Origin of the sequence: Acinetobacter sp. NIPH 542, assembly GCF_000369825.1 — a bacterium.
Lineage (GTDB): Bacteria > Pseudomonadota > Gammaproteobacteria > Pseudomonadales > Moraxellaceae > Acinetobacter > Acinetobacter oleivorans.
On record NZ_KB850208.1, the window covers coordinates 1 to 22108 of the forward strand.

Annotated in this window: 24 protein-coding genes; 5 read left to right on the forward strand and 19 right to left on the reverse strand. The window is 39.3% G+C overall.

The features are described 5' to 3' along the window. Positions 1-154: 154 nt before the first annotated feature. Both F886_RS17410 and F886_RS17415 read left to right on the forward strand, forming a co-directional pair. The gene (locus F886_RS17410) at positions 155-787 is read left to right on the forward strand and encodes a hypothetical protein (protein WP_005308880.1); all 633 of its coding nucleotides are present in this window, start codon (positions 155-157) and stop codon (positions 785-787) included. Positions 788-814: 27 nt separating this feature from the next. Beyond that, positions 815-1126, forward strand: a complete 312-nt coding sequence (locus tag F886_RS17415; RefSeq protein WP_005308883.1) for an ankyrin repeat domain-containing protein — start codon at positions 815-817, stop codon at positions 1124-1126. A 42-nt stretch (positions 1127-1168) separates the two neighbouring features. Here F886_RS17415 and F886_RS17420 read toward each other — a convergent pair whose 3' ends face one another. From F886_RS17420 to ribF, 5 genes are all read right to left on the reverse strand, one after another. Continuing rightward, on the reverse strand, positions 1169-1711 hold the full coding sequence (locus F886_RS17420; RefSeq protein ID WP_005308885.1) for an NADPH-dependent FMN reductase: 543 nt from the start codon (positions 1709-1711) through the stop codon (positions 1169-1171). A gap of 136 nt (positions 1712-1847) precedes the next feature. After that, on the reverse strand, positions 1848-2330 hold the full coding sequence (locus F886_RS17425; protein WP_004640310.1) for an FKBP-type peptidyl-prolyl cis-trans isomerase: 483 nt from the start codon (positions 2328-2330) through the stop codon (positions 1848-1850). 1 nt (position 2331) lies between these two features. Then, entirely contained in the window at positions 2332-2862 is a 531-nt protein-coding gene (gene lspA / locus F886_RS17430) for a signal peptidase II (RefSeq protein ID WP_003655819.1), read from the reverse strand. Continuing rightward, complete coding sequence (gene ileS / locus F886_RS17435) at positions 2855-5692, reverse strand: isoleucine--tRNA ligase (protein ID WP_005308888.1); 2838 nt, start codon at positions 5690-5692, stop codon at positions 2855-2857. Before ileS ends, lspA begins: the two co-directional genes overlap by 8 nt. 61 nt (positions 5693-5753) lie before the next feature. After that, positions 5754-6755, reverse strand: coding sequence for a bifunctional riboflavin kinase/FAD synthetase (gene ribF / locus F886_RS17440; RefSeq protein ID WP_005308893.1), 1002 nt, complete (start codon positions 6753-6755; stop codon positions 5754-5756). A 207-nt stretch (positions 6756-6962) separates the two neighbouring features. Here ribF and F886_RS17445 point away from each other — a divergent pair, with 207 nt between their 5' ends. Both F886_RS17445 and F886_RS17450 read left to right on the forward strand, forming a co-directional pair. Then, on the forward strand, positions 6963-8096 hold the full coding sequence (locus F886_RS17445) for a TDT family transporter (RefSeq protein WP_005308896.1): 1134 nt from the start codon (positions 6963-6965) through the stop codon (positions 8094-8096). Between the two features lie 80 nt (positions 8097-8176). Then, complete coding sequence (locus F886_RS17450; RefSeq protein ID WP_005308899.1) at positions 8177-8743, forward strand: 5'-methylthioadenosine/S-adenosylhomocysteine nucleosidase family protein; 567 nt, start codon at positions 8177-8179, stop codon at positions 8741-8743. 36 nt (positions 8744-8779) lie between these two features. Here the strand turns inward: F886_RS17450 and F886_RS17455 are convergent, their stop codons facing one another. The 12 genes from F886_RS17455 to ubiG form a co-directional block, all read right to left on the reverse strand. Next, positions 8780-9400, reverse strand: coding sequence for a TetR family transcriptional regulator C-terminal domain-containing protein (locus tag F886_RS17455; protein ID WP_013199284.1), 621 nt, complete (start codon positions 9398-9400; stop codon positions 8780-8782). Between the two features lie 259 nt (positions 9401-9659). Then, on the reverse strand, positions 9660-10460 hold the full coding sequence (locus F886_RS17460) for an ABC transporter ATP-binding protein (protein WP_005308903.1): 801 nt from the start codon (positions 10458-10460) through the stop codon (positions 9660-9662). A gap of 13 nt (positions 10461-10473) precedes the next feature. Then, complete coding sequence (gene ssuC, locus F886_RS17465) at positions 10474-11271, reverse strand: aliphatic sulfonate ABC transporter permease SsuC (protein ID WP_005308906.1); 798 nt, start codon at positions 11269-11271, stop codon at positions 10474-10476. Then, complete coding sequence (ssuD, locus tag F886_RS17470) at positions 11268-12443, reverse strand: FMNH2-dependent alkanesulfonate monooxygenase (protein ID WP_005308909.1); 1176 nt, start codon at positions 12441-12443, stop codon at positions 11268-11270. Before ssuD ends, ssuC begins: the two co-directional genes overlap by 4 nt. Positions 12444-12469: 26 nt before the next feature. After that, on the reverse strand, positions 12470-13453 hold the full coding sequence (locus tag F886_RS17475; protein ID WP_005308912.1) for a sulfonate ABC transporter substrate-binding protein: 984 nt from the start codon (positions 13451-13453) through the stop codon (positions 12470-12472). Between the two features lie 72 nt (positions 13454-13525). Further along, positions 13526-14494, reverse strand: a complete 969-nt coding sequence (locus tag F886_RS17480; protein ID WP_005308915.1) for a sulfonate ABC transporter substrate-binding protein — start codon at positions 14492-14494, stop codon at positions 13526-13528. A gap of 334 nt (positions 14495-14828) precedes the next feature. Further along, complete coding sequence (argA, locus tag F886_RS17485) at positions 14829-16184, reverse strand: amino-acid N-acetyltransferase (protein WP_005308918.1); 1356 nt, start codon at positions 16182-16184, stop codon at positions 14829-14831. A gap of 121 nt (positions 16185-16305) precedes the next feature. Beyond that, complete coding sequence (locus F886_RS17490) at positions 16306-16635, reverse strand: RcnB family protein (protein WP_004640333.1); 330 nt, start codon at positions 16633-16635, stop codon at positions 16306-16308. Positions 16636-16875: 240 nt separating this feature from the next. Then, positions 16876-17289, reverse strand: coding sequence for an RcnB family protein (locus F886_RS17495; protein ID WP_004795500.1), 414 nt, complete (start codon positions 17287-17289; stop codon positions 16876-16878). A gap of 216 nt (positions 17290-17505) precedes the next feature. Continuing rightward, positions 17506-18252 carry a YciK family oxidoreductase gene (locus F886_RS17500; RefSeq protein ID WP_004795498.1) on the reverse strand — a complete coding sequence of 249 codons (747 nt, stop codon included), beginning with the start codon at positions 18250-18252 and terminating at the stop codon, positions 17506-17508. Positions 18253-18320: 68 nt separating this feature from the next. Further along, positions 18321-19022, reverse strand: a complete 702-nt coding sequence (locus F886_RS17505; protein ID WP_081402308.1) for an HAD family hydrolase — start codon at positions 19020-19022, stop codon at positions 18321-18323. Next, positions 19019-19732: a bifunctional 2-polyprenyl-6-hydroxyphenol methylase/3-demethylubiquinol 3-O-methyltransferase UbiG gene (gene ubiG, locus F886_RS17510; protein WP_003655787.1), complete on the reverse strand. Its 714-nt coding sequence runs from the start codon at positions 19730-19732 to the stop codon at positions 19019-19021. The genes F886_RS17505 and ubiG overlap by 4 nt, the downstream gene beginning before the upstream one ends. Positions 19733-19912: 180 nt before the next feature. On the opposite strand from ubiG, the gene F886_RS17515 reads away from it, so the two are divergent. Further along, positions 19913-20530: a thiol:disulfide interchange protein DsbA/DsbL gene (locus tag F886_RS17515; RefSeq protein WP_005308926.1), complete on the forward strand. Its 618-nt coding sequence runs from the start codon at positions 19913-19915 to the stop codon at positions 20528-20530. A gap of 80 nt (positions 20531-20610) precedes the next feature. Here F886_RS17515 and F886_RS17520 read toward each other — a convergent pair whose 3' ends face one another. Continuing rightward, complete coding sequence (locus F886_RS17520) at positions 20611-21258, reverse strand: TetR/AcrR family transcriptional regulator (RefSeq protein ID WP_005308928.1); 648 nt, start codon at positions 21256-21258, stop codon at positions 20611-20613. 137 nt (positions 21259-21395) lie between these two features. Continuing rightward, positions 21396-22034 carry a TetR family transcriptional regulator gene (locus F886_RS17525; protein WP_005308931.1) on the reverse strand — a complete coding sequence of 213 codons (639 nt, stop codon included), beginning with the start codon at positions 22032-22034 and terminating at the stop codon, positions 21396-21398. Positions 22035-22108: the final 74 nt, after the last annotated feature.

Sequence of the window (22108 nt, forward strand, 5' to 3'; positions counted from 1 at the left end):
TTAGCGCTGATGGTAGTGTGGGGTTTCCCATGTGAGAGTAAGTCATCGCCAGCTCATTATTCTAACACCCCGGTCTCGAAAGAAACCGGGGTGTTTCTTTATATGCGTGATAATTAGACTTATTGTATTATTTTAATTTTATATAGATTTAAAAATGAAAGATTTACAAAAAATTTATGCAGATAAGGTGAATGAGGCATTATTTCGATTAAATAAATGTGAAGTTCTTATAAACTCTTACTTTGAAATCAGAGATGTATTAGATTTAGAATCTTCAATATTACATATGCGTAAAGCTTTAGAAATATTGGCTTTGGCTTCCATAGCGCCAAATAAAATTAAATATCAAGAATATCGTGCTCAAGCCAATAAAAATCCTGACTATACAAAAGATTATAAAGCTAGTTCAATTTTAAAAGCATTAAGTGAGATAAATTCTGATTTTTATCCAATACCTTTATTACCTGCTAAAAAATTACCAGATGGAAGTTGGCATTTTGATAGAAAAAGAGAGAATTTTTTTGATATGAATCAATTTATTAAGTTATATGATCGATTAGGTAAATATTTACATGCTGATAATCCTTGGGCAAATAATAAAGAATGGGAAAACTTTGCTTCAGTAGTGAAGAAAAGTATAAGCTCTATTCGTGAACTTCTTAAGTTGTATTTTACTGTTATACGTACACCAGAGTTTACAGGTGTATGGGTTTTAGAAACTCGTGATAATATTGTGCAATTTCTTATTGGTGAATCTAAAGGAGAATTTCTCGTTGAAGACTATTAACTCAAAAAAAATTTTAAAGAGAAAACTATGAAATTCAACTCATTCTCTCAATTACCTGAAGATAATGAAGAACTTTCTCTTCCAGAGTTGATCTATTGGGCATCTTTAGGTGATCTAGAACAAGTAAAACAATTATTAATAGATGGAGAAGATCCTAATCAGACAGACGATGAAGGCTATAGTGCTTTGCAAGCAGCTGCTGAAAATGATCATTTAGAGATAGTTAAACTCTTGGTAGGAAAAGGTGCTCAAGTCGCTTATAAAAGCGAATATACAGCGCTACAGCTTGCAGAAATGGCTGGTAATATAGACGTAGTAAATTATTTAAAAAGCTTATAAAAATAAAAGGCCCCTATTTTGTTTATAGAGGCCTTTTTAAATTTAAGATAAGTGATATTTCTGTAGTTTCTCAACAATAGATTGAAGCCCTTTTACTTCAAACTCATTAGCTTCGAATTTTTCATCTTTATTGCGTTTAAATATATCTCGTATCTCTATTACAGCATTGGGATCAATGATACTTAAACTTGAGGTGACTTGACGTATTTGGCTAATAGATCGAGAACCATTCGTTGAACCATAACCAATAAATGCAGCTGGTTTACCACTCCATTCTTTTCCTACATAGTCCAGAGCATTTTTTAGAGCTGGACTGTAACCATGGTTGTATTCTGGGCTAATAAAGATAAAAGCATCTGCTTGAGCAATTTTGTCTGCCCATTCTTGTTGTTTAGGTTGATCATAAATTCCGGTAGCGGGTGGATGAGATCCTGAAAATAGAGGTAAATCCCATTCTTTTAAATCGACTACTTCAGTTTGGAAATCGTTTAGACTCAATGTTGGAATTGTTGATTCTACCCAATTGGCAATTTTAATTGCTGTACGTCCTTCACGAACACTTCCCACGACAATATAGACCAGCATGTATTTTTCCCAAGGATTTTTATACTTATAACTTAATTCATTAAATGGGTAGCTGAGAATATAGAATTTGTAAGGATTCTTATGTTATGAAAAAAATTGGATAATAAAAAAGCCCTCATTGAGAGGGCTTTTTTATTTACATGAGTTTAATGCCTTGTTGGCCTTCAGGAGTAACCTTGAATATTTCTACTTCAAAGGTAATGTTTTTTCCAGCTAACGGGTGATTAAAATCAATTTCTGTAATGTCATCATTAACTGACTTCACTACACCGAATAAAGTTGTTTTTGCTTTATCTTCGAACTCAATCATATGACCAGGAATAGGGCGTTGTTCAAACTTAACTGTATCGAAAGTTTGAATATTTTCCGGATTCCATGGACCAAATGCATCTTCTGGTGGAAGATGTACTGTACGGCGGTCACCAGCACGTAAACCAAATAATGCTTTTTCAAAGCCAGGTAAAAGATTTCCGTCACCAATAGTCAAGGTAACAGGTTCTTCACGGTTACGTGTATTATCGATTTCTACACCATTTTCAATAGCGACAGAAAAGTGTAGATCGACTTTAGAGCCGTCTGTAATACGAATTTCTTCGTTAGGTTGGATAATTTCGGTCATATTATGCATCCGAATTTTGGTTGCGTTGCTTCTCAAGGAAGAATGTATCGATGAGTAGCAAGATGGTGCCTAAGGTAATGGCACTGTCCGCAATATTAAAAGCTGGAAAGTGATGATTTTGGTAATAAACATGAATGAAATCGACTACATAACCTAGGGTAATACGGTCAATTAAATTGCCTAAAGCTCCACCTAAAATTAAAGCGATGGCTACAGGTAGCACCACCATTTTTTTAGGCATACGAAGCAACCAAAATACAAAAAGGATTGAAACTAAGCCTGCTAAAGATGTGAAGAAATAGCGCTGCCATCCTCCTGCATCAGATAAAAAGCTAAAGGCTGCACCATAGTTATGTAATAGTGTCCAGTTTAAAAATGGAAGCACAGGCACTGGATCTGCGTAGTTCAGGTGTGTACTTGCAATCCATTTTGTCCATTGATCCAACACAATGGCAAGGACAGAAAGTCCAAGCCAAATGAGATTGTGTGGATAAAACTGGAATAAGCCTTTTTTAGCTTGTGAATTAGGCATATTTTCTCACTTCGCCACGACCAGTGACGTTCACAATACAACGACCACATAAACCAGGATGATCAGCATGTGTATTTACATCTGGAAGAACATGCCAGCAACGTGCACATTTTTCACCTTCAGCTGCAGATATTTGTACACGTAAGCCTTCCATTTCAGTTGCTTCACCTTGTTCAGCAAAAGGATGTACTACTACTTGAGAAGTAATAAGAACAAAACGGAGTTCATCAGCCAGTTGGTTTAAAACTGTTTGTAATGATTCATTTGCCCAAAGTTCAACTTTGGCTGAAAGATTACTGCCGACAAGTTTAGCGTTACGAGCTGCTTCAATCTGTTTATTTACTGCAGATTTTACGCTAATCAATGTTTGCCAATCTTCTTCAGAAAGCAAGTTTGCTTTTGATGAAACAGGCAAGTCATACCATTCTGAAGTAAATACATACTTTTCAGTTTGTTCTGGAATCAGTGGCCAAGCTTCTTGAGCGGTAAAGCTTAAGATTGGGCTCATCCAACGGATAAATGCTTGGACAATATGATAAAGCGCTGTTTGTGCAGAGCGACGTGCTTGTGAGTCAGCTTTAGTGGTGTATTGACGGTCTTTGATAATGTCTAGGTAGAAACCACCTAAGTCATTAATACAGAAGCTTGTTAACGCGCTACACACGACATGGAAGTTCATTTCTTCGTAAGCAGTGATAATGGTTTGTTGTACTTCATTCGCGCGTTGCAAGATGTATTGATCAAGAGCGATGAGGTCATCTACTGCTAAAGCATCTGTACTTGGTTTGAAACCATTTAGGTTTGCAAGCAAGAAACGTAGGGTATTACGAATACGGCGGTAGCTATCACTTACACGGTTAAAGATTTCTTTAGACGCTGCAATTTCATAGCGATAGTCGCTAGAAGCTACATATAGACGTAAACCATCAGCACCAAGCTGTTTGATGATTTCTTCAAGCGGAATGTAGTTGCCTAAAGATTTTGACAACTTACGACCGTTTTCATCCACTGTAAAACCATGTGTTAACAAGGCTTTATATGGTGCACGATTATGAATTGCCATAGACGTTAATAAAGAAGATTGGAACCAACCACGGTGTTGGTCTGAACCCTCTAAATATAAATCAGCAGGGCTTTCTAATTCTTCACGTTGCTCAAGTACAGCGTAATGTGTTGTACCAGAGTCGAACCATACATCAAGCGTATCGCGAACGGCGTTGTATTGTTCAGCATCTTCACCTATGAAGTCTTTTGCTTCACGTTTGAACCATGCTTCGATACCTTCTTGTTCGATCAGTTGAGCAACTTCTTCGATGAGTTCAGGTGTACGAGGATGTAATTCGTTCGTATCTTTATGAACGAAGAAAGGAATTGGAACACCCCAAGTACGTTGACGTGAGATACACCAGTCCGGACGACCTTCGATCATTGATTCAATACGGTTTTTACCCCAGTTCGGTACAAACTCGATATCGTTTTCAATCGCGTTAAGCGCGCCTTCACGTAAGCCTTTTTGATCCATGCTAATGAACCATTGTGGTGTAGCACGGAAAATAATAGGAGTCTTATGGCGCCAGCAGTGTGGGTAACTGTGTTTAATTGGTTGATGAGCCCATAAACGGCCTACAGCACCTAAAGCTTCAATAATCTTTGGATTGGCTTTATAGATATGTTCACCAGCATAGATTGGAGCAGTTGGTAAATAAACACCGTTACCACCGACTGGATTGTCTACTTTAAGGTTGTATTGAAGACCTACTTTATAGTCGTCTGCACCATGACCAGGCGCTGTATGTACTGCACCTGTACCGCTTGTTGCAATAACGTGTTCGCCCAAAATCACTGGAACTTGACGATCAGTAAGTAAAGGGTGTTGTAAAGTAAGGTTTTCAAGAGCTGAACCTGTAAAGTCAGCTAAAACAACTGGGTTTTCAAGCTTATAACGCTCAATTGCTGAAGCAACTAAGTCTTTAGCAAGAATGAAGTTTTGCTTACCGCGCTCAGTAGTTACTTGTACCAATTGATATTCAATTTCGGCATGCAATGCAACTGCTTGGTTAGCTGGTAATGTCCACGGCGTAGTCGTCCAGATCACAATATCAGTTGGATCTTGAACTTCTACGTTTAAACGAGCACTTAAATCTTTAAGATCTACAACGCCAAAACCAACGTCGATCGCGTCAGATTTTTTATCTTCATATTCAACTTCAGCTTCAGCAAGTGCTGAACCACAGTCCATACACCAGTTCACTGGCTTTAAGCCCGGCTGGATGTGACCATTTTTCTGGATTAAGCCTAAAGTACGAACAATATCGGCTTCTTGTTTATAGTTCATGGTGAGATAAGGATTATCCCAGTCACCTAAAATACCAAGACGTTTAAAGTCAGTACGCTGTAAATCAATTTGTTTTAGAGCATATTCACGGCAGAGATTACGGAAAGTCGCTGCGTCAACTTTTTCGCCAACTTTACCTACTTTTTCTTCAACTTTTAGCTCAATTGGCAAGCCATGACAGTCCCACCCCGGAACATAAGGTGCGTCGAAACCTGCCAAAGTACGGCTTTTTACAATCACGTCTTTGAGTACTTTATTGACTGCGTGACCTAAGTGAATTGTACCGTTCGCATATGGAGGGCCATCGTGCAAAATATATTTTTTCTTGCCAATACGCGATGCACGAATCTGCTGATAAATGTTGTCGGTATACCACTCTTCTAACCATTTCACTTCACGTACTGCCAAATTTGCTTTCATTGCAAATTGAGTATCCGGCAGGTTTAGCGTGGCTTTGTAGTCCACTGCATTCTCAGGAGTTTGCTTATCGCTCATGCAAGTTTTCATCCAGTTTAATCAGCTAGGGAGCCGACATGTTTTACAATCAAAATTCGAATTAAAAAGGAAATTGTGTCGTGTCGTTACGGTATTGTCGTAACTGCTGCACGTCATTATCAATTCCTGCCTTAAGTGCCTCAAGCGAAGGGTAGTTCAATTCACCATGAAGATAGTGAAGGAAAGTCACCCGCATAAATAAGCCATACAGATTAGCAGAAACATCAGGGAAATGTACTTCTAATCTCCACTCTGGATGTTCTTGCTGAATGGCTGGACGTGTACCGACATGTCCTGCGCCATAGAGGCTGTTATCATGATATCCGGCAATTCCTGGTTTTTCGGGTGTATCTTGACGCACTTTTTGAGTAAGTGAGGTTGTTTCACAAATGACTTCAACACCATAAATCCCATTTAAACATGGCTTATGGCGGTTGAGGCGAACATTAATCGTTGGAAAATCGAGAGTTCGGCCAATCTGGTCGCCATATTGAACTCGTCCAGTAATACTGTAAGGACGACCTAATAATTTAGCAGCTAAGGCAAGATTTCCTACCTGAAGCACTTGGCGAATACGAGTTGAACTTACGCGTTCACCTTCAAGTTCAATCGTATGTAAATTTGTGACCCCAAATCCGTAATCTTTTAAAAATTCGCTGTTGCCTTGACGGTCCTTACCGAAATGAAAGTCATCTCCTAAAACTAAAGACTGCGCGTTTAATTTATCTTTTAATAAGTCTGCAAAGGCAGACGCGCTCATACTACGGAAATGCTGATCAAATTTAGCAACTGCAATGTAATCAACCCCAAGCTCAGTTAGGTATTCAACTTTTTCTCGTAGTGAATTAATACGAGGAGGGGCATCGTAGCCTTTAAAGAATTCAAGAGGTTGTGGCTCAAAAATCATAACCAATGTTTTTAAGCCTTGTGCTGCAGCAATTTTTTTGAGTTGAGCAATCATCGCTTGGTGACCTAAATGGACACCATCAAAATTACCAATAGTTACCGCTGTTTGAGGTAACTGAAAATTGGGCGATAACGCATTAAGACGAAGCAGTTTCATGAACTTAAAATATGGCTATTTTTGCAAGGGCTATATATTGCCATAATCTCACAGATTCGTCTTGTTGTTGTGTTTTTACTCAGTTATTTTTCAACATGAATATTTGTATATCTAAAATATTGATGAATTAAATAAAAATAAATCAATTTTTCTTATTAATGGTTTGCTCTACTATATCTTTATCCACTCTTTGATTAGAGAACTAAAATGAAAAAACCCTTTTACCAATTAAATCATAGCAAAGATGTTATACGACATTTTACTCCAAATTGGTTTACAGCGACTATGGGTACTGGCGTGGTAAGTATGATTTTAATTCAGCTTCCATTTGCTCAATCATTTTTATTCACGTTAGCAACTTTGTTATGGCAATTTAATATTGTTTTATTCAGCGTTTTTTCAGTTCTTTATTTATTGCGGTGGTTTCTTTTCCCTCATGAAGCGAAGCAAATATTTAACCATCCCAATATGAGCTTGTTTTTAGGCGCTATTCCAATGGGGCTCGCTACAATACTAAATGGCTTTTTAAGCTTTGGTATAGGACTTTACGGTGAAATTGCCATACATATTGCTCAAGCTTTATGGTACATCGATGTCTTTTTAGCACTAGCAATTGCGTGGATCGTACCGTTTTGTATGTTTAGCCGTCAGAACCATCAGCTACATACCATGACTGCAATCTGGCTTTTACCTGTGGTTGCATGTGAAGTAGCAGCAAGTTCTGCGGGCATGTTAGTAGCTCATTTACCAGCAGATTTGCATAGCTTTCATTTATTAATGGCGGGCTACGTACTTTGGGGGATTTCTGTTTTACCCGCATTCGCTATTTTGACAATTTTAATGCTGCGTATGGCTTTACATCAGTTACCGGAAAAAGAAGTCGCAATTTCTAGCTGGTTGTCTTTAGGACCGATTGGTACAGGTGCTTTAGGTCTCTTGTTGTTAGGAGAGCAGGCCCAAAGAGTGGCGCCAAACGTAGGATTTGAACAATTTGCGAATGTCTTTCAAGCTTTAGGAATTGTAGGTAGTCTCGTGCTTTTAGGCTTCGGATTATGGTGGCTGGGTCTTGCAATTTTAACAACGCTTCGTCACGCAAAGACAGGTATCCCATTCAATTTGGGTTGGTGGGGCTTAACCTTTCCATTAGGCGTATTTATTCTTGCACTGTTTAATTTAGGGTATCAGGTTGAAATTGTATTTTTACAATACGTTGCTGTGGCATTGAGTCTTTTATTATTGACAATGTGGGGCGTGGTAATGAAGAAAACGCTAGCAGGCGCATATAGCGGCCAACTGTTCTTTTCTCCGTGTTTAATCGCCTTACAACAAAAAATGCAGTAATGATGAAAAGGTGCAAAAAGCTTTTGCACCTGATTTATACTTATTTTCTAATTTATTTAATTTTGATTTGAGCTTTTTGAATGAACACTGATATTGCTTTAATTATGGCACTTCCTAATGAATCTAAAGGTTTGTTTGAGCAGGCAGGTGTTGAAGTCCATTACAGTGGTATTGGTAAGATTAATGCTGCCTTTAAAGCATTTGAGGTTATTCAAAAAACTGGCTGTAAAACTTTAATTAATCTAGGTACAGCTGGAAGCTCTGCATTTAATCGACATGATTTGGTCGAGGTGAAGACTTTTGTACAACGTGATATGGATGTTTCACCGTTAGGGTTTGAAGTAGGTGTAACGCCGTTAGATGATCACTTGCCAGCTGAAATTCACCTTCAACCACATTTTGCTGATTTGCCAAAGGGGATTTGTGGTACTGGCGATTCATTTGAAACAGGCCAGCCAAAGGTAGTTTGTGATGTGGTGGATATGGAAGGGTATGCCTTAGCCAAAGTCTGCCATAAGTTAGGAGTTCGCTTGATTTCGGTGAAGTATATTACTGATGGGGCAGATAACACTGCACATGTGGATTGGGAAGAAAATTTATTATTAGGTGCCCAAAAACTTTTGGCCCTTTATCAAAATCACTTCTAAAAAAAGATCGGCAAATTTGCCGATCTTTTTTTGGTTTTAACGAGGCAATACGCCGTAGAGCATCAGGTGGACTGTATGCTCAATTGAGCGTTGGAACATGCTTCGGTTACGTAGTGTTTTTCCGGTCACCATTTCCATTTGGGTTGCAAAATCTGCATAGTTTTGCGTAAGGCCCCAAATATTTAAGATTAATAATTCCGGGTCGATATCTGGTGAAATCTTTCCCTCTTCTTGCCACGTCTGAATGACTTTGGCTTTGCGCTTAAATAGTTTTTTTAATGGTCCTTTGAGTATAGGTAAAATATGCGGAGCGCCTTGAATGATTTCTAATGCAAACAATCTAGATGCTTTCGGTTGGCTACGAGACAGTTCGATTTTTTGTATTAAATAGTGAGATAAGGCTTCGGCTGGTTCTAATTCAGCTTCTAAAGTTTGTAAGGGAGCCAACCATTTTTGTAAAACGGTTGTGAGCACTTCTACGTATAAAGACTCTTTATTTTCGTAGTAATAGAAAATATTCGACTTATGCATGTCGGCGAGTTGGGCAATTTCATCCAGACTTGCGCCAGTGAACCCATAGACTGAAAATACGTCAAGGGCGGCAGCAAGAAGCTGATTGCGCTTTTGGGTACTCTTTTTTTGTTCCATCTGCTGCATAATTAAAAAAATAATACTCCCATTGTAAGGGAAATTGTTTGATTTGTGCACAGGTGTCTTGCTTTTTTAATCAAAAAACGGCTAGTTATTTGCGTAATAGATATACTATTGTGCAAAAAATAGAGAGATTCACTAGTTTATTGTTATTCTTAAAAATATTTTTTAAATTTCGCCCTAAAAAAGAGCAATAAAACAGCAGTTTTATTGCTCGTAAATTGGGCATTTTTTGGCTGAGCATTTCTGATTACTCATCGTAATCTTAAGTTGCCAAAACTGCATCGAGTACTTGTTGTTCAAGTTGGGCAAAAGTAATGCTCTTTTTACGCGGGCGAGGAAGATTAACTTGGAAACTTTGAGCAATCTGGCCCTTATCTAATAAGATAATACGGTCAGCTAATTGCACTGCTTCACTTACATCGTGTGTGACTAAAATGGCAGTAAAACCTTGTTCTTTCCACAAGCGCTCAATCAAGCTTTGCATCTCAAGCCGAGTTAGAGCATCTAATGCACCTAAAGGCTCATCAAGCAATAAAATGCGTGGTGTATGCGATAGTGCACGTGCTAAGGCTGTACGCTGACGTTGGCCACCAGAGAGTTGTGAAGGCCATTGCCCTGATTTTTCTTTTAAACCCACTTTTTCCAGTAATTCTTCTGCTAAAGCATGTTGGGCTTTAGGTAAACCCAGTTGAACATTTTGAAGGATATTCCTCCAAGGAAGTAGGCGTGGGTCTTGGAACATTACTCGAATATCATCGTTAGTAATGCCTTCACGCAAATGTCGAGCAGATTTGAATTTGATTTCTCCAAAACTGGCTTTTTCAAGTTGAGCAATTAAACGTAGTAACGTACTTTTGCCACAGCCACTTCGACCAACAATTGCTAAAAACTCACCAGGCTGGATGTGTAGGTCAAGATCTTCAAGGACCTTTACCTCGCCATAGAATTTATAAAGTTGCTCAATCAGAATCTCTGCACCTAATACAGGTTCTTGAGATTCTGTTGGTTCTTCCGGAATGAGCTGTACTTCATTCTGATTAATATTTAAATTCAGATTTGTCATGTTCTAAGCTCCCTTATTTCTGATATCCAGAGTGCCAACGTAGTAAATAGCGTTCTAAAAGCTGGGCTAAAACATCGGCTAGTTTGCCTAGTAAGGCGTAAAGAAGAATACCGACCAGAACTACATCTGTTTGTAAAAACTCACGTGCATTCATGGTCATATAACCAATACCTGCTTGAGCTGAAATGGTTTCAGCAACAATGAGCAATACCCAAACCAAACCTAAAGCAAAGCGTAGACCTACTAAAATAGAAGGCATTGCACCTGGCAGAATAATTTCTTTGTAAAGCTGCCAGCGAGAAAGGCCGTAACTTTTACCCATTTCGATCAATTGAGGGTCAACTGACCGAATACCGTGATAGGTATTAATATAAATCGGGAAGAAAACGCCTACTGCAACCAAGAATAATTTCGCTGTTTCATCAATACCGAACCACAAGATTACGAGTGGAATAAGTGCTAATGCTGGGATGTTACGAATCATTTGCAGAGTCGTATCGAGCAGGGTAGAGGCGAAGCGTGAAGAGCCATTAAGTAAACCTAAGAGCAGACCTAAGCCACCACCAACCAAAAGACCAATCAAAGCGCGACCAGCACTTACCTTAACGTGATGCCATAATTCGCCGCTAACGAGTAGGTGCCAAAAAGCGGAGACTACAGCAGTCGGTGCAGGCAAAATTCGGTTCTCTAAAAGACCCGAACTTGAGGCAATTTGCCAAACAACCAATAGAACAATAGGGAAAATCCAAGGCAGCAAACGCTGCCCGATTTGTTTTGTTCCACGTGAAACAATACTTTCGTCTTTGCTCATGCAGGCTCCTTGACGGAACTATTTTGTTTCTTCTCGTCTGGAACATAGTTATTGGCAATGATCTCACCGAATGGACCGGTTAAATTTGGCTGAGCAAGTTTAGCGCGAGTTTCGATTGGTAATAACGGGAAGACCAACTCTGCAAAACGGATTGACTCTTCAAGATGTGGATAGCCCGAGAAAATAAAAGTATCGATACCTAAATCTGCATATTCCTGAATGCGGGCAGCAACTGTTTCTGGATCACCTACAAGTGCTGTACCAGCACCGCCACGGACTAAACCAATACCTGCCCAAAGGTTTGGAGATACTTCAAGTTTGTCCCGGTTACCGCCGTGTAGCGCAGCCATACGTTGTTGGCCTACAGAGTCCATTTGTGCAAATTTTTTCTGTGCTGCAGCAATAGTTGCATCATCAAGATATTGGATAAGCTCGTTCGCTGCTGCCCAAGCTTGTTCATTGGTTTCGCGAACAATCACATGCAAGCGAATGCCATAAGTTAATTTACGACCTTTAGCCTCAGCTTTGGCACGAACATGTTCGACTTTTTGTTTAACTGCTTCTGGTGGTTCACCCCATGTAAGGTAAGTATCGACTTGCTCAGCTGCAAGATCGACAGCGACGTCTGAAGAGCCACCGAACCAAAGTGGTGGATAAGGCTTTTGCACAGGTGGGTAAAGTAGTTTTGCATCATCTACTTGTAGGCGTTCACCGTGGAATGTAAAAGCTTCACCCGTATGTGAACGCGTCAAAATTTCACGCCAGATTTTTACATATTCATTGGCAGTTTGATAACGCGTTGAGTGATCTTCATATAAACCATCGCCGCGGAGTTCAGCCTCATCACCACCAGTCACTAGGTTGAGTAACACTCGACCATTCGACAAGCGGTCAAATGTTGCAGCCATGCGAGCTGCCAAGGCTGGTGTTGTTACCCCTGGACGTAACGCAACTAAAAATTTAAGGTGTTGAGTTGCATCAATCAGGCTAGCTGCCGTAATCCAAGGATCTTCACATGAACGACCTGTTGGAATAAGTACACCTTCATAACCCAAATTATCTACCGCTACAGCAATTTGCTTCATATAGGCATGGTCAACCTGACGAGCGCCTTTACTTGTACCTAAATAGCGACTATCACCGTGGGTAGGAATAAACCAGAAAATTTTCATGTGCATTACCTATATGTCTATTGAAATTACTTGGCAATCCAAACAGCTTGTTTGATGCTGATTGGTTTTGGAATGATGCCTTGTTGAGTAAAGATGTCTGCGAGTTGCTGCTGCTCAGCAATCACTTTGCTGTTCAGCGGAGCGGCTGATGAAGGACGAGGACGGCGTTTAATAAATAAGTCACTGGTCGCAGGCTTCAGTCCTGTGCTTTGGCCAATGGCTGTTGCCGTTTCTGCTTGATGGCTTTGAACCCATTTATCAGCTTGATTAATTTGTTTGATGAGTCCAGAAACAGCTTTCGGATGTTGTTTAACAAAATCTGGAGCTGCTAAATAAAATGTATAGTTCGGGCTTAAGCCTTTACCTGATGCAAGAACACGAGCTTGATCTTCTAGTTGTGCTGAAGCGAAGTAAGGGTCCCAAATGGCCCATGCATCAACAGCACCTTTTTGAAATGCTGCGCGAGCATCGGCAGGTGTAAGCCAAATCGGAGTAATGTCACTCCAGTTTAGGCCTGCTTTACGTATAGCTTGTACAAGTAAGTAATGTGAGCTCGAACCTTTTTGCAGCGCAATACGTTTGCCTTTAAGGTCTTTAAGTTGTTTTAGCTGCGAGCTCTTAGAAACTAAGATTGCTGATGCTAGTGGTTTAGCTGCTTCATAGGCAATGTAATATAAAGGCTTTCCAGCTGCTTGTGCGTAGACTGGAGGAGTGTCCCCAGTAACTCCGACATCAAGGGAACCGACAGCCAAAGCTTCTAAAATTTGTGGTCCAGCAGGGAATTCATTCCAAGTCACTTTGGCATTTGGAAATTCTTGTTCAAATAGTTTTTGCTGTTTGGCAATCGCAAAGTTAATTGAACTTTTTTGGAAACCAATACGAAGTTCTTTTACAGTTGGATCAATTGCCCACGCTGGTGCTGCGATTGTTAAACCTAATACAGTGACTGCACTGATGCGTTTAGCTAATTGTGCCCACTGACTCTTATTAAATAATGACTGATGTTGCATATCGATATCCTTGTTCCCCTTGAGGTTAGGCACAGCATTTATATGATTATTTAAGCTGTGCCCAAGCTGGGTTTATTTCAGTTTTAAAATGGCGTCTTGAATGGTGAGCTTGTTAGGAATGAGCTTTTGCGCATAAAAGGCATCAGCTACTTGTTGTTGTTCTTGTGCCACTTTGTCAGAGATTGGCTGAACTCCAAAACCCATACGTGAAATGGAAGTTTTGAGTACATCAAACTCAAGTGCTGTAGGTTTTTCGAGTAGCTTGGCAGCTTCATCCTGATGTGAACTCACCCATTCAGTTGTTTGGTTAAGGGTTTGCACAACTGTATTGAGAACTTTTGGATTATTTTCTGCAAATTTACGGTCAGCTAGATAGAACTGATGATTACTTACTAAATTTTCACCTGTTGCCAAAACTCGAGCTTGAATTTGATGTTCAGCTGCTGCAAAGAACGGATCCCAAATGACCCATGCATCTACTGCACCTTTTTCAAAGGCAGCACGAGCGTCTGATGGCGGTAAATAAACTGGTTGAATATCACTTAAGCTTAAGTTGTTGGCCTCTAGAACTTTTAATAATAGGTAATGAACATTCGAACCTTTATTAAGAGCAACACGTTTGCCTTTTAAATCTTTAATAGAGTGGATTGGAGAGTCTTTTTGTACCAATAATGCTTCGGCTTTCGGCGCAGCAGGTTGGTTTGCGACATAGACTAAATTTGGATTGGCAGCTTGAGCAAAAATAGGTGGTGCTTCACCTGCTTCACCGAGTGAAACACTCCCTACATTTAAGCCTTCAAGCAATTGAGGGCCAGCAGGAAACTCGACCCATTTTACTTGCACGCCTTGTTCTTTTAGTACTTTTTCTAGGTCACCACGAGCTTTTAAAATAGGAAGAATGCCATATTTTTGATAGCCAATATTTAAAGTTGTGGTGGCCTGTTCCTCTTTTTTGGCACAACCACTTAACATCATCACTCCTGCAAGGCTGGCTGCGATGACTGAATATTTTGCCCATGAAGTGGTGTTGAAAAGTGCCATGAGATTTCGTGCTCCCCGAAAGAGAAAAAGAAAAAATAATTGGATGAGCAGATACCCTAAAGGGATTTTTATTTCAGAAAAAATAAGTATTCAGTCTTTATTTATGCAAAAAAAAGCTAAAAACAATAGGCTATAAACTTATGCAAAAAAGTGATTTATTTAATAGAAATATATTTAATAAATTAGGAGTAAGTTGATGTAAATAAAATAAAAAAATATTAAAACATTAAAAATAGAGATTTAAAAAAAGTACAACCATAAATTAATAGCGTTTATGGTTGTACTTTTTTAACTAAGCTTATCTGAAATAAGAATATCTTAAAAAGAGCAAAGGCTAGGGAAGCAGTTTCTTAAAGACTAAAGAATTCCTTTGATAGTTATAGAGCGCCTGACGGGCATTAGGTAACTCATCAACGTTGACCTGATGAAAACCATGTTCCAAAAACCAGTGGGCGGTACGCGTTGTTAAAACGAATAACTGACGAATACCTTGTTCTTTGGCTTTTTCTTCAAGAAATTGCAGAATTTGGCTACCACGGTTTGATTTACGATAACTTGGATGCACTGCAACACAGGCAATTTCTGCAGAACGAGTTTCGTTAAATTCGGTTGGAATTGGATAAAGCGCAGCACACGCTAGAATCATACCGTCGCGTTCAATAACAGCGAACTGGCTGATTTCTTGCTCCAGACGTTCACGTGAACGATAAACCAAGATGCCTTCTTCTTCCAAGGGACGCAATAAATTCATTAAACCACCCACATCTTTAATATGGGCTGTACGAACTTCTTCATAATGCGCATCGGTAATCATGGTGCCTATACCATCTCGAGTAAATAACTCTTCGAGAAGTGCACCATCATAGGCATAGGAAATGAGATGAACGCGGTGTACACCTGATAAAGACGCTTTTTTTGCTTGTTGTAAATGCAGGGTTAGTGTTGGACTAATGGTTTGATATTGTTGAATATAGTAGTCTAGTTGATGTGGGCTTAATTCACGTAATATTTGTTCATCTTCATTCAGAAGACCTTGTTGCTCCCCAAGAAAAATCAGTTTATCTGCTTTTAAATAAGTTGCAGTTTTGGTCGCAACTTCTTCTGCCCGCAAGTTAAAGACTTCGCCTGTAGTGGAATAACCTGTTGGTCCCAGTAGCACAATATTATGATTATCGAGGTGTCGTTCAATTGCATCGGTGTCTATTGAACGAACTTCACCTGTAAGCTGGAAATCCATACCATCACGAATGCCATAGGGTTTAGCAGTCACAAAATTACCTGATACCACATCTATTCGAGCGCCGTACATCGGTGAGTTTGCTAAGCCCATAGAAAGCAATGCTTCAATTTCTAGGCGAATAGAGCCTACTGCACTCATGACACAGCTTAAAGATTCGCGTGTGGTAATACGGCTGTTGTCATAAAAAGGAGTTTCAATTCCTTTCTCTTTAAGATTTTGATTAATTTGCGGACGTGCGCCGTGCACAAGAATTAAGCGAATACCAAGAGAATGAAGTAACGCAATATCATGAATGATATGTTCGAAATTAGGATGACGAACTGCTTCACCACCGAACATCAATACGAATGTTTTATCGCGGTGAGCATTAATGTAGGGTGCTGAATGTCGAAACCAGTGTACATAATGCTGGGGGTTATTATGCGACTTTTCTAAAGACTTGCTTGACATACCGATCTCGAATCAACAGCAAAAAGATATAAAGATGATTCTAAACAAAAAAGATTAAAGCCGCATGTTTTAGATAAAAAAACACCCAAATCTAAGTTTGGGTGTTTAAATTTTTTTTAAATTAGTGAACTACTCTAATGATTTTATGGCTTTGTTCATTTACCAGCACGTAATTTCCGTTCACTTTGTACCATTTTTGGTAGCGACCCGGTTTCGTTAATTTTTGATGCTGACGGTAGTCAATCACATAGCGTGAGTGTTGATATTCACGGGGTACAACTTGACCTGCTCGCCAAACATTACGATGGTCGTCTTTTTTAATTACTTTAACGGTTTTTACTTCATGGTTTTGGTAGTTGCCATGATGATTATGATCGTTTGGTGCTGCCATTGCTGTTGTTGCAACTAAACCACTAAGTGAAAGAACAATCGCTGTTGTTAATTTTTTCATTGTAAACCTCGAGTGATGAATTAAATTTCAATAACTGAAGATTAGTGAACAATTACAGATAAATCGTGGAGGCTACGAAGAATAAATGTGAAAACTAACGATGAAATAAGAAGAAATTAAGAAAATACGAAATATTAGAATATAAAAATCTATTTATTTTTTAAATATATAAGTAATAAAAAAAGGATAAAACCACAAGGCTTTATCCTTTTTGCTCAGCGATAGCGAGGTTCTATCACTTTAAAAACCGCGAATACTCACAATACTATTAGAATCAGTATCGACTAAAATATAGTCATTGTTGATTTTGTACCATTGCTGATTACGGTCTGGTTTTGGCAAGTTACTATCTTTATAGTCGACTTTATAGCCATTGCCACGATAGTGCTGTGGCATAACATAACCAGGCTGCCAGCGATGCTGTTTAAGCCGTTCAAAACCACGTTCTTCGCGCATACGGCGCTCGTCACGGACACGATCTTCATCATGATCACGTCCAAATCCTGGCCCACGATCATTCCATTCACCGCGTGGTCCTCCACCTTTAGGACCTTTGGGGCCATGGCCTCGGTCAAAAGGAGGATCAGCAAAGCTCGCCATACTTGTGGTGAGTACAGCTATGGAAAGGGTTAAGATTGTGAACAACTTTTTCATGATGCATCCTCGTTTACATCTGATGTCTCTCATGTTGAATACTCTACGCGCAAAATGCAGAGAAACTGTGAAGATCATTTAATGGTTCAATTAAAATTACGGATAGATCAAGAGTTTTTATCAATAATAAAAAAGGCTTGAATATATCTTTTCAGGTATAGGCAAGCCAGATTTGATGATCGGCTGTAATTTTCTTTAGCTTTTCATCTTTAACTTTTAATCCTGTGCATCAATACTTTGACCATTGAGCGCCAAGCTATCTTCACCCATTAAATAGAGATAAGCAGGCAAGATCGACTCTGGTGTAGGTAGTGTTTTCGGATCTTCTTGTGGATAGGCTTTAGCACGCATTGCAGTACGTGTTGCACCTGGATTAATGCAGTTAAAACGGATATTAGGATAAGTATGTTCTGCTGCAAAAATTTTGCTCACCGCTTCAATTGCAATTTTTGAGACAGAATATGCGCCCCATAAAGCACGTGCTTCACGGCCTACACCTGAACTGGTAAATACAACAGAGGCATTTTCTGATTTTTGCAAAAGTGGTAATAATGCTTGAGTTAAAGCAAAAGGCGCGCGTAGGTTAACCGCCATGACATCATCCCAAGTTTCGGTTGGATAATGTGCGAGCTCTACGCGTTCACCTAAAATACCTGCATTATGCAAAATACCGTCTAGACGCCCAAACTGCTTTTCGAGCGTATCGACTAAAAAATCATAGTCACGGTCAGAAGCACTCGAAAGTTGTAATGGCAAAATTGCTGGTTGCGGTGCACCCAGACTTTCAATTTCATCATAAATAACTTCAAGTTTATTTAAGGTTCTACCATGCAGTACAACGGTTGCACCATGTAGGGCATAAGTCAGAGCGGCAGCTCGCCCAATTCCATCGCCAGCACCGGTGATTAAAATAATTCGATCTTTGAGTAGATCCGGACGAGGTTGGTATTCTGAATATTTCATTGGTAAACCTCCTTCTTTTTATATTGATAAAACAAACAACTGTTAAAAAAGCCTATAAAACTCTTATGTTAACTTATCATACGCTGATTTTCCTGTAGAGCAGGAAGCTTTTGACGTAACATATGGTGTAATTCTGTCACCGTATTTACAATCGAATCGGCCTGCCACGCAGCGAGATCATCACGATGTTCGATTGGTAAATAGCCATATGCAGCCAAAATAGTATACATATTGGCATTGCGACCAGCATCAATATCACGTGGATGGTCACCCACATAAATAATTTCATTTGCTGGGATATTTAACTGTTTAGCCGCCAAATACATTGGTTCTGGATCTGGCTTAGTTTTACTGACATCTTCAGGACACACCAAAACCGCACAGCGTTCGGTCAGATTTAACTTTTCTAAAAGAGATTCACTTAATCCGCGTGGTTTATTGGTCACAATACCCCACGGAATTTGCTGAGCTTCTAACTCTTCTAAAAGTGGATACATACCTTCAAACAGGTCTGTATCAACCACAATATTATTGCCGTAAATATCTAAAAAGTTTTGACGATGTGCCAAGAAAATTGGATTGGCCACATCCAGCTCTGGATAGACCAATTTAACCATCGCACGTGCACCTTCAGAAACCTGAGTGCGAATGAGGTCGGCATCAACAATTGGGCGTCTTTCATCACGGCACATTTGCTGAATAATACGAATGAAGTCGGCAGCCGTATCGATAAGAGTACCGTCTAAATCAAATAAAACAGCTTTCATCATGCACCTGTATTTATCGTGTGAACCATATAATTAACGTCAACATTTGGCGCTAACCAGTAATGCTTGGTCAGTGGGTTGTAGTGCAGTCCTGTCATTTCTTTTAGAGTAAGACCTGCATTACGAATGTCATGTGCCATTTCAGATGGTCGAATAAATTTATGATAATCATGTGTACCTTTTGGCAACATGCGTAGTACGTATTCTGCGCCAATAATGGCAAATAAATAAGATTTTGGGTTACGGTTAATGGTTGAGAAGAACACATGGCCACCCGGTTTAACCAAAGCCTGACAAGCTCTTACAATAGATGCTGGATCTGGAACGTGTTCCATCATTTCCATGCAAGTGACCACATCGTATTGACCGGCTTGTTCTTGTGCTAATTCTTCTACAGGAATTTGGCGATATTCAATATTTTGAACATTGTCTTGCTGAGCATGCAAACGGCCAACAGCTAGCGGTGCCTCACCCATATCAATACCAAGTACATCTGCTCCACGACGTGCCATGCTCTCTGCCAAAATACCGCCACCACAACCGACATCAAGTACTTTTTTACCAGCAAGGCCGCCTACACGTTCATCAATCCAGTTTAAACGTAGTGGATTAATTTGATGAAGTGGGCGAAATTCAGAATGTTGATCCCACCATTTGGCAGCAAGTGCTTCAAACTTTGCGATTTCTTGTAAATCAACATTCAATTGCGACATGGTGCTACCTCTAAACTTGGGTTATCTTTTTGGATATAGTTCGCCGTTAGTGTAGCGATTATTGGGAAAAAAGCGATAAACCCAATAAAAAACTTCACAGAAGCAAAACGAATTTAGCATATTTGTTTTATATTTAGAGCATAAGCTAATGCATAACAACTTAGAGGAAAAGCTGTAGCAATGAAAAAATTGGTTTTGGGTGGTTTAAGCGCAGCAATTATGGCCGTATCGGGTAGTGTAATGGCAGCAGATTTTGTTGCTGGTAAAGACTACACCGTGATTGCCAATCCAGGCAAAGTGGAAGTTCCGGGGAAAATCGAAGTTCGAGAGTTCTTTTGGTATGGATGTCCACACTGTTTTAAACTTGAACCGCATATGCAAACGTGGTTAAAACAGATTCCTAACGATGTACGTTTTGTACGTACACCAGCTGCTATGAACAAAGTATGGGAACAAGGCGCACGTACTTATTATACATCTGAGGCATTAGGTGTACGTAAACGCACGCATTTACCACTTTTCCATGCGATTCAGGTGAATGGCCAGCAAATTTTTGATCAGGCTTCTGCGGCGAAGTTCTTTACTCGTTATGGCGTGCCTGAACAGAAGTTTAATAGCACTTACAACTCATTTGCCGTGACTGCAAAAGTTGCCGAGTCAAATAAACTTGCTCAACAGTACCAATTAACAGGTGTTCCTGCGGTTGTCGTTAATGGTAAATATGTTGTACAGGGTGAAGATGGTAAAGTTACTCAAGTTCTTAATTATTTAATTGAGAAAGAACGTAAAGCAAAATAAGTTGTTTAGGCTTTACTTCAAAAATGGGCTTCATATGAAGCCCATTTTTATATTTAGTTAATTATCACGAAATATTTCAATTAATTTTGCTTATTTTCATCTTCAATTTGAAAATTTAAAACATCAAAATTAACAGTTTGAGTTGGCAGCGATAATGCCTGATTAATATATAAATTAATTAATTTTTGGCGAGAACCAATAGAGCGCTGATAATACGTAGAATTTAAAAGCAGTGATGCGCCGTAAGTCAGTGACCAGATATAAGACAAATAATCACGAATTGACATGTCGTAATTTAATGATTTTAAATAATTTTCTGTAATATCTTTAATTGCTAAAATACGCTGTTGGCGGATTTCATAAAGCTCTTCGAAAAGATGCTTCAACTTAGACTCTGTCATTGTCAGATTTTCTTCAAGTTGATGCAATAAAATGGTTTTTCCTGGCGTAAGCAAATGGTGAAGCATGTAATGAGGGGCGTATTCTTTGAAATCTGTATTATATTTTTTAGAAATTTCTAAAATTTGCTTTTCATTTTGAATAATGAGCTCAAGTAGAAGCTCATTTTTGCTTCTAAAATGCTTATAAAGTGTGCCTTTAGCAATATCTAGCTCGGCCACTAACTCATCTAGAGTAATTTCCTGATTGTTTTCTAGTAACAACTTTTCTGCCACGCTCAGAATTTTTTCTTTGCGCATCAAAAACTGTGTATGACGATCAAGATTCATAGGTATTCCCACACCAGTTTGGCCTAACTAATAATTTACTTCCTGTAAAAAGAAAAAGACTTTTCTCGAAATTTTTAGCCTTTTTCTTTCTCTCTTTACGTATTACCACATAACCTGTTTTTTGTCATTTGCCGCTTCTACCGTTCCCAGTTTGCAATCCCTCTAAACAGTAAGCGAACTTGTGTAGAAGCATTTTCAATAAAGGCAGTTTGTTGCAGCTTGAGCTGTTCACCTTGATATTGTTTTGATAGGTTGAGCCACGTCATTGCCCATGTAAATGACATGTTGGTCAAAATAGTGGATAGGACATTTAAGTCTTGAGGCTGTTGAATATGTTTAAAATTTTCGAGTTTAGTCAGATCAGTTGTTAGATCTTCAATTAGAAATTCGATTTCTCTAGCAATGGCTGCACGGACCGTTTCTGAACCGCCCCAACGCTCGGAAATCATAAATTGCCACTGCTTAGGGCTATGATTTACCGCCTGAACAAATAGCTCAATGCTGGTCTGTGTTTTGGTCGATTTATGTTGTAAATAACTTTGACCCAATTGATGTAAAACACTTTTTAAATGTAGGGCAACTTGGTCAACCAATTCCTTACCGAGTTCATCCATGTCTTGAAAATGACGATAGAACGCTGTCGGTACTAAACCAACTTCACGTGCAACTTCACGCAAACTGATACTACTGAACGAACGCCCAGACGTGCTCAGATGCAAGGCTGCATCTAGAAGTGCCTGACGACTTTGCTGTTTTCGTTCATCCCGTATCGACATTAAAAGAACCTATTTAAACCGTGAGCCAGAGTCTAACAAAAAAGAGCAAACTTTCATAAAAAAAATAGTGAACA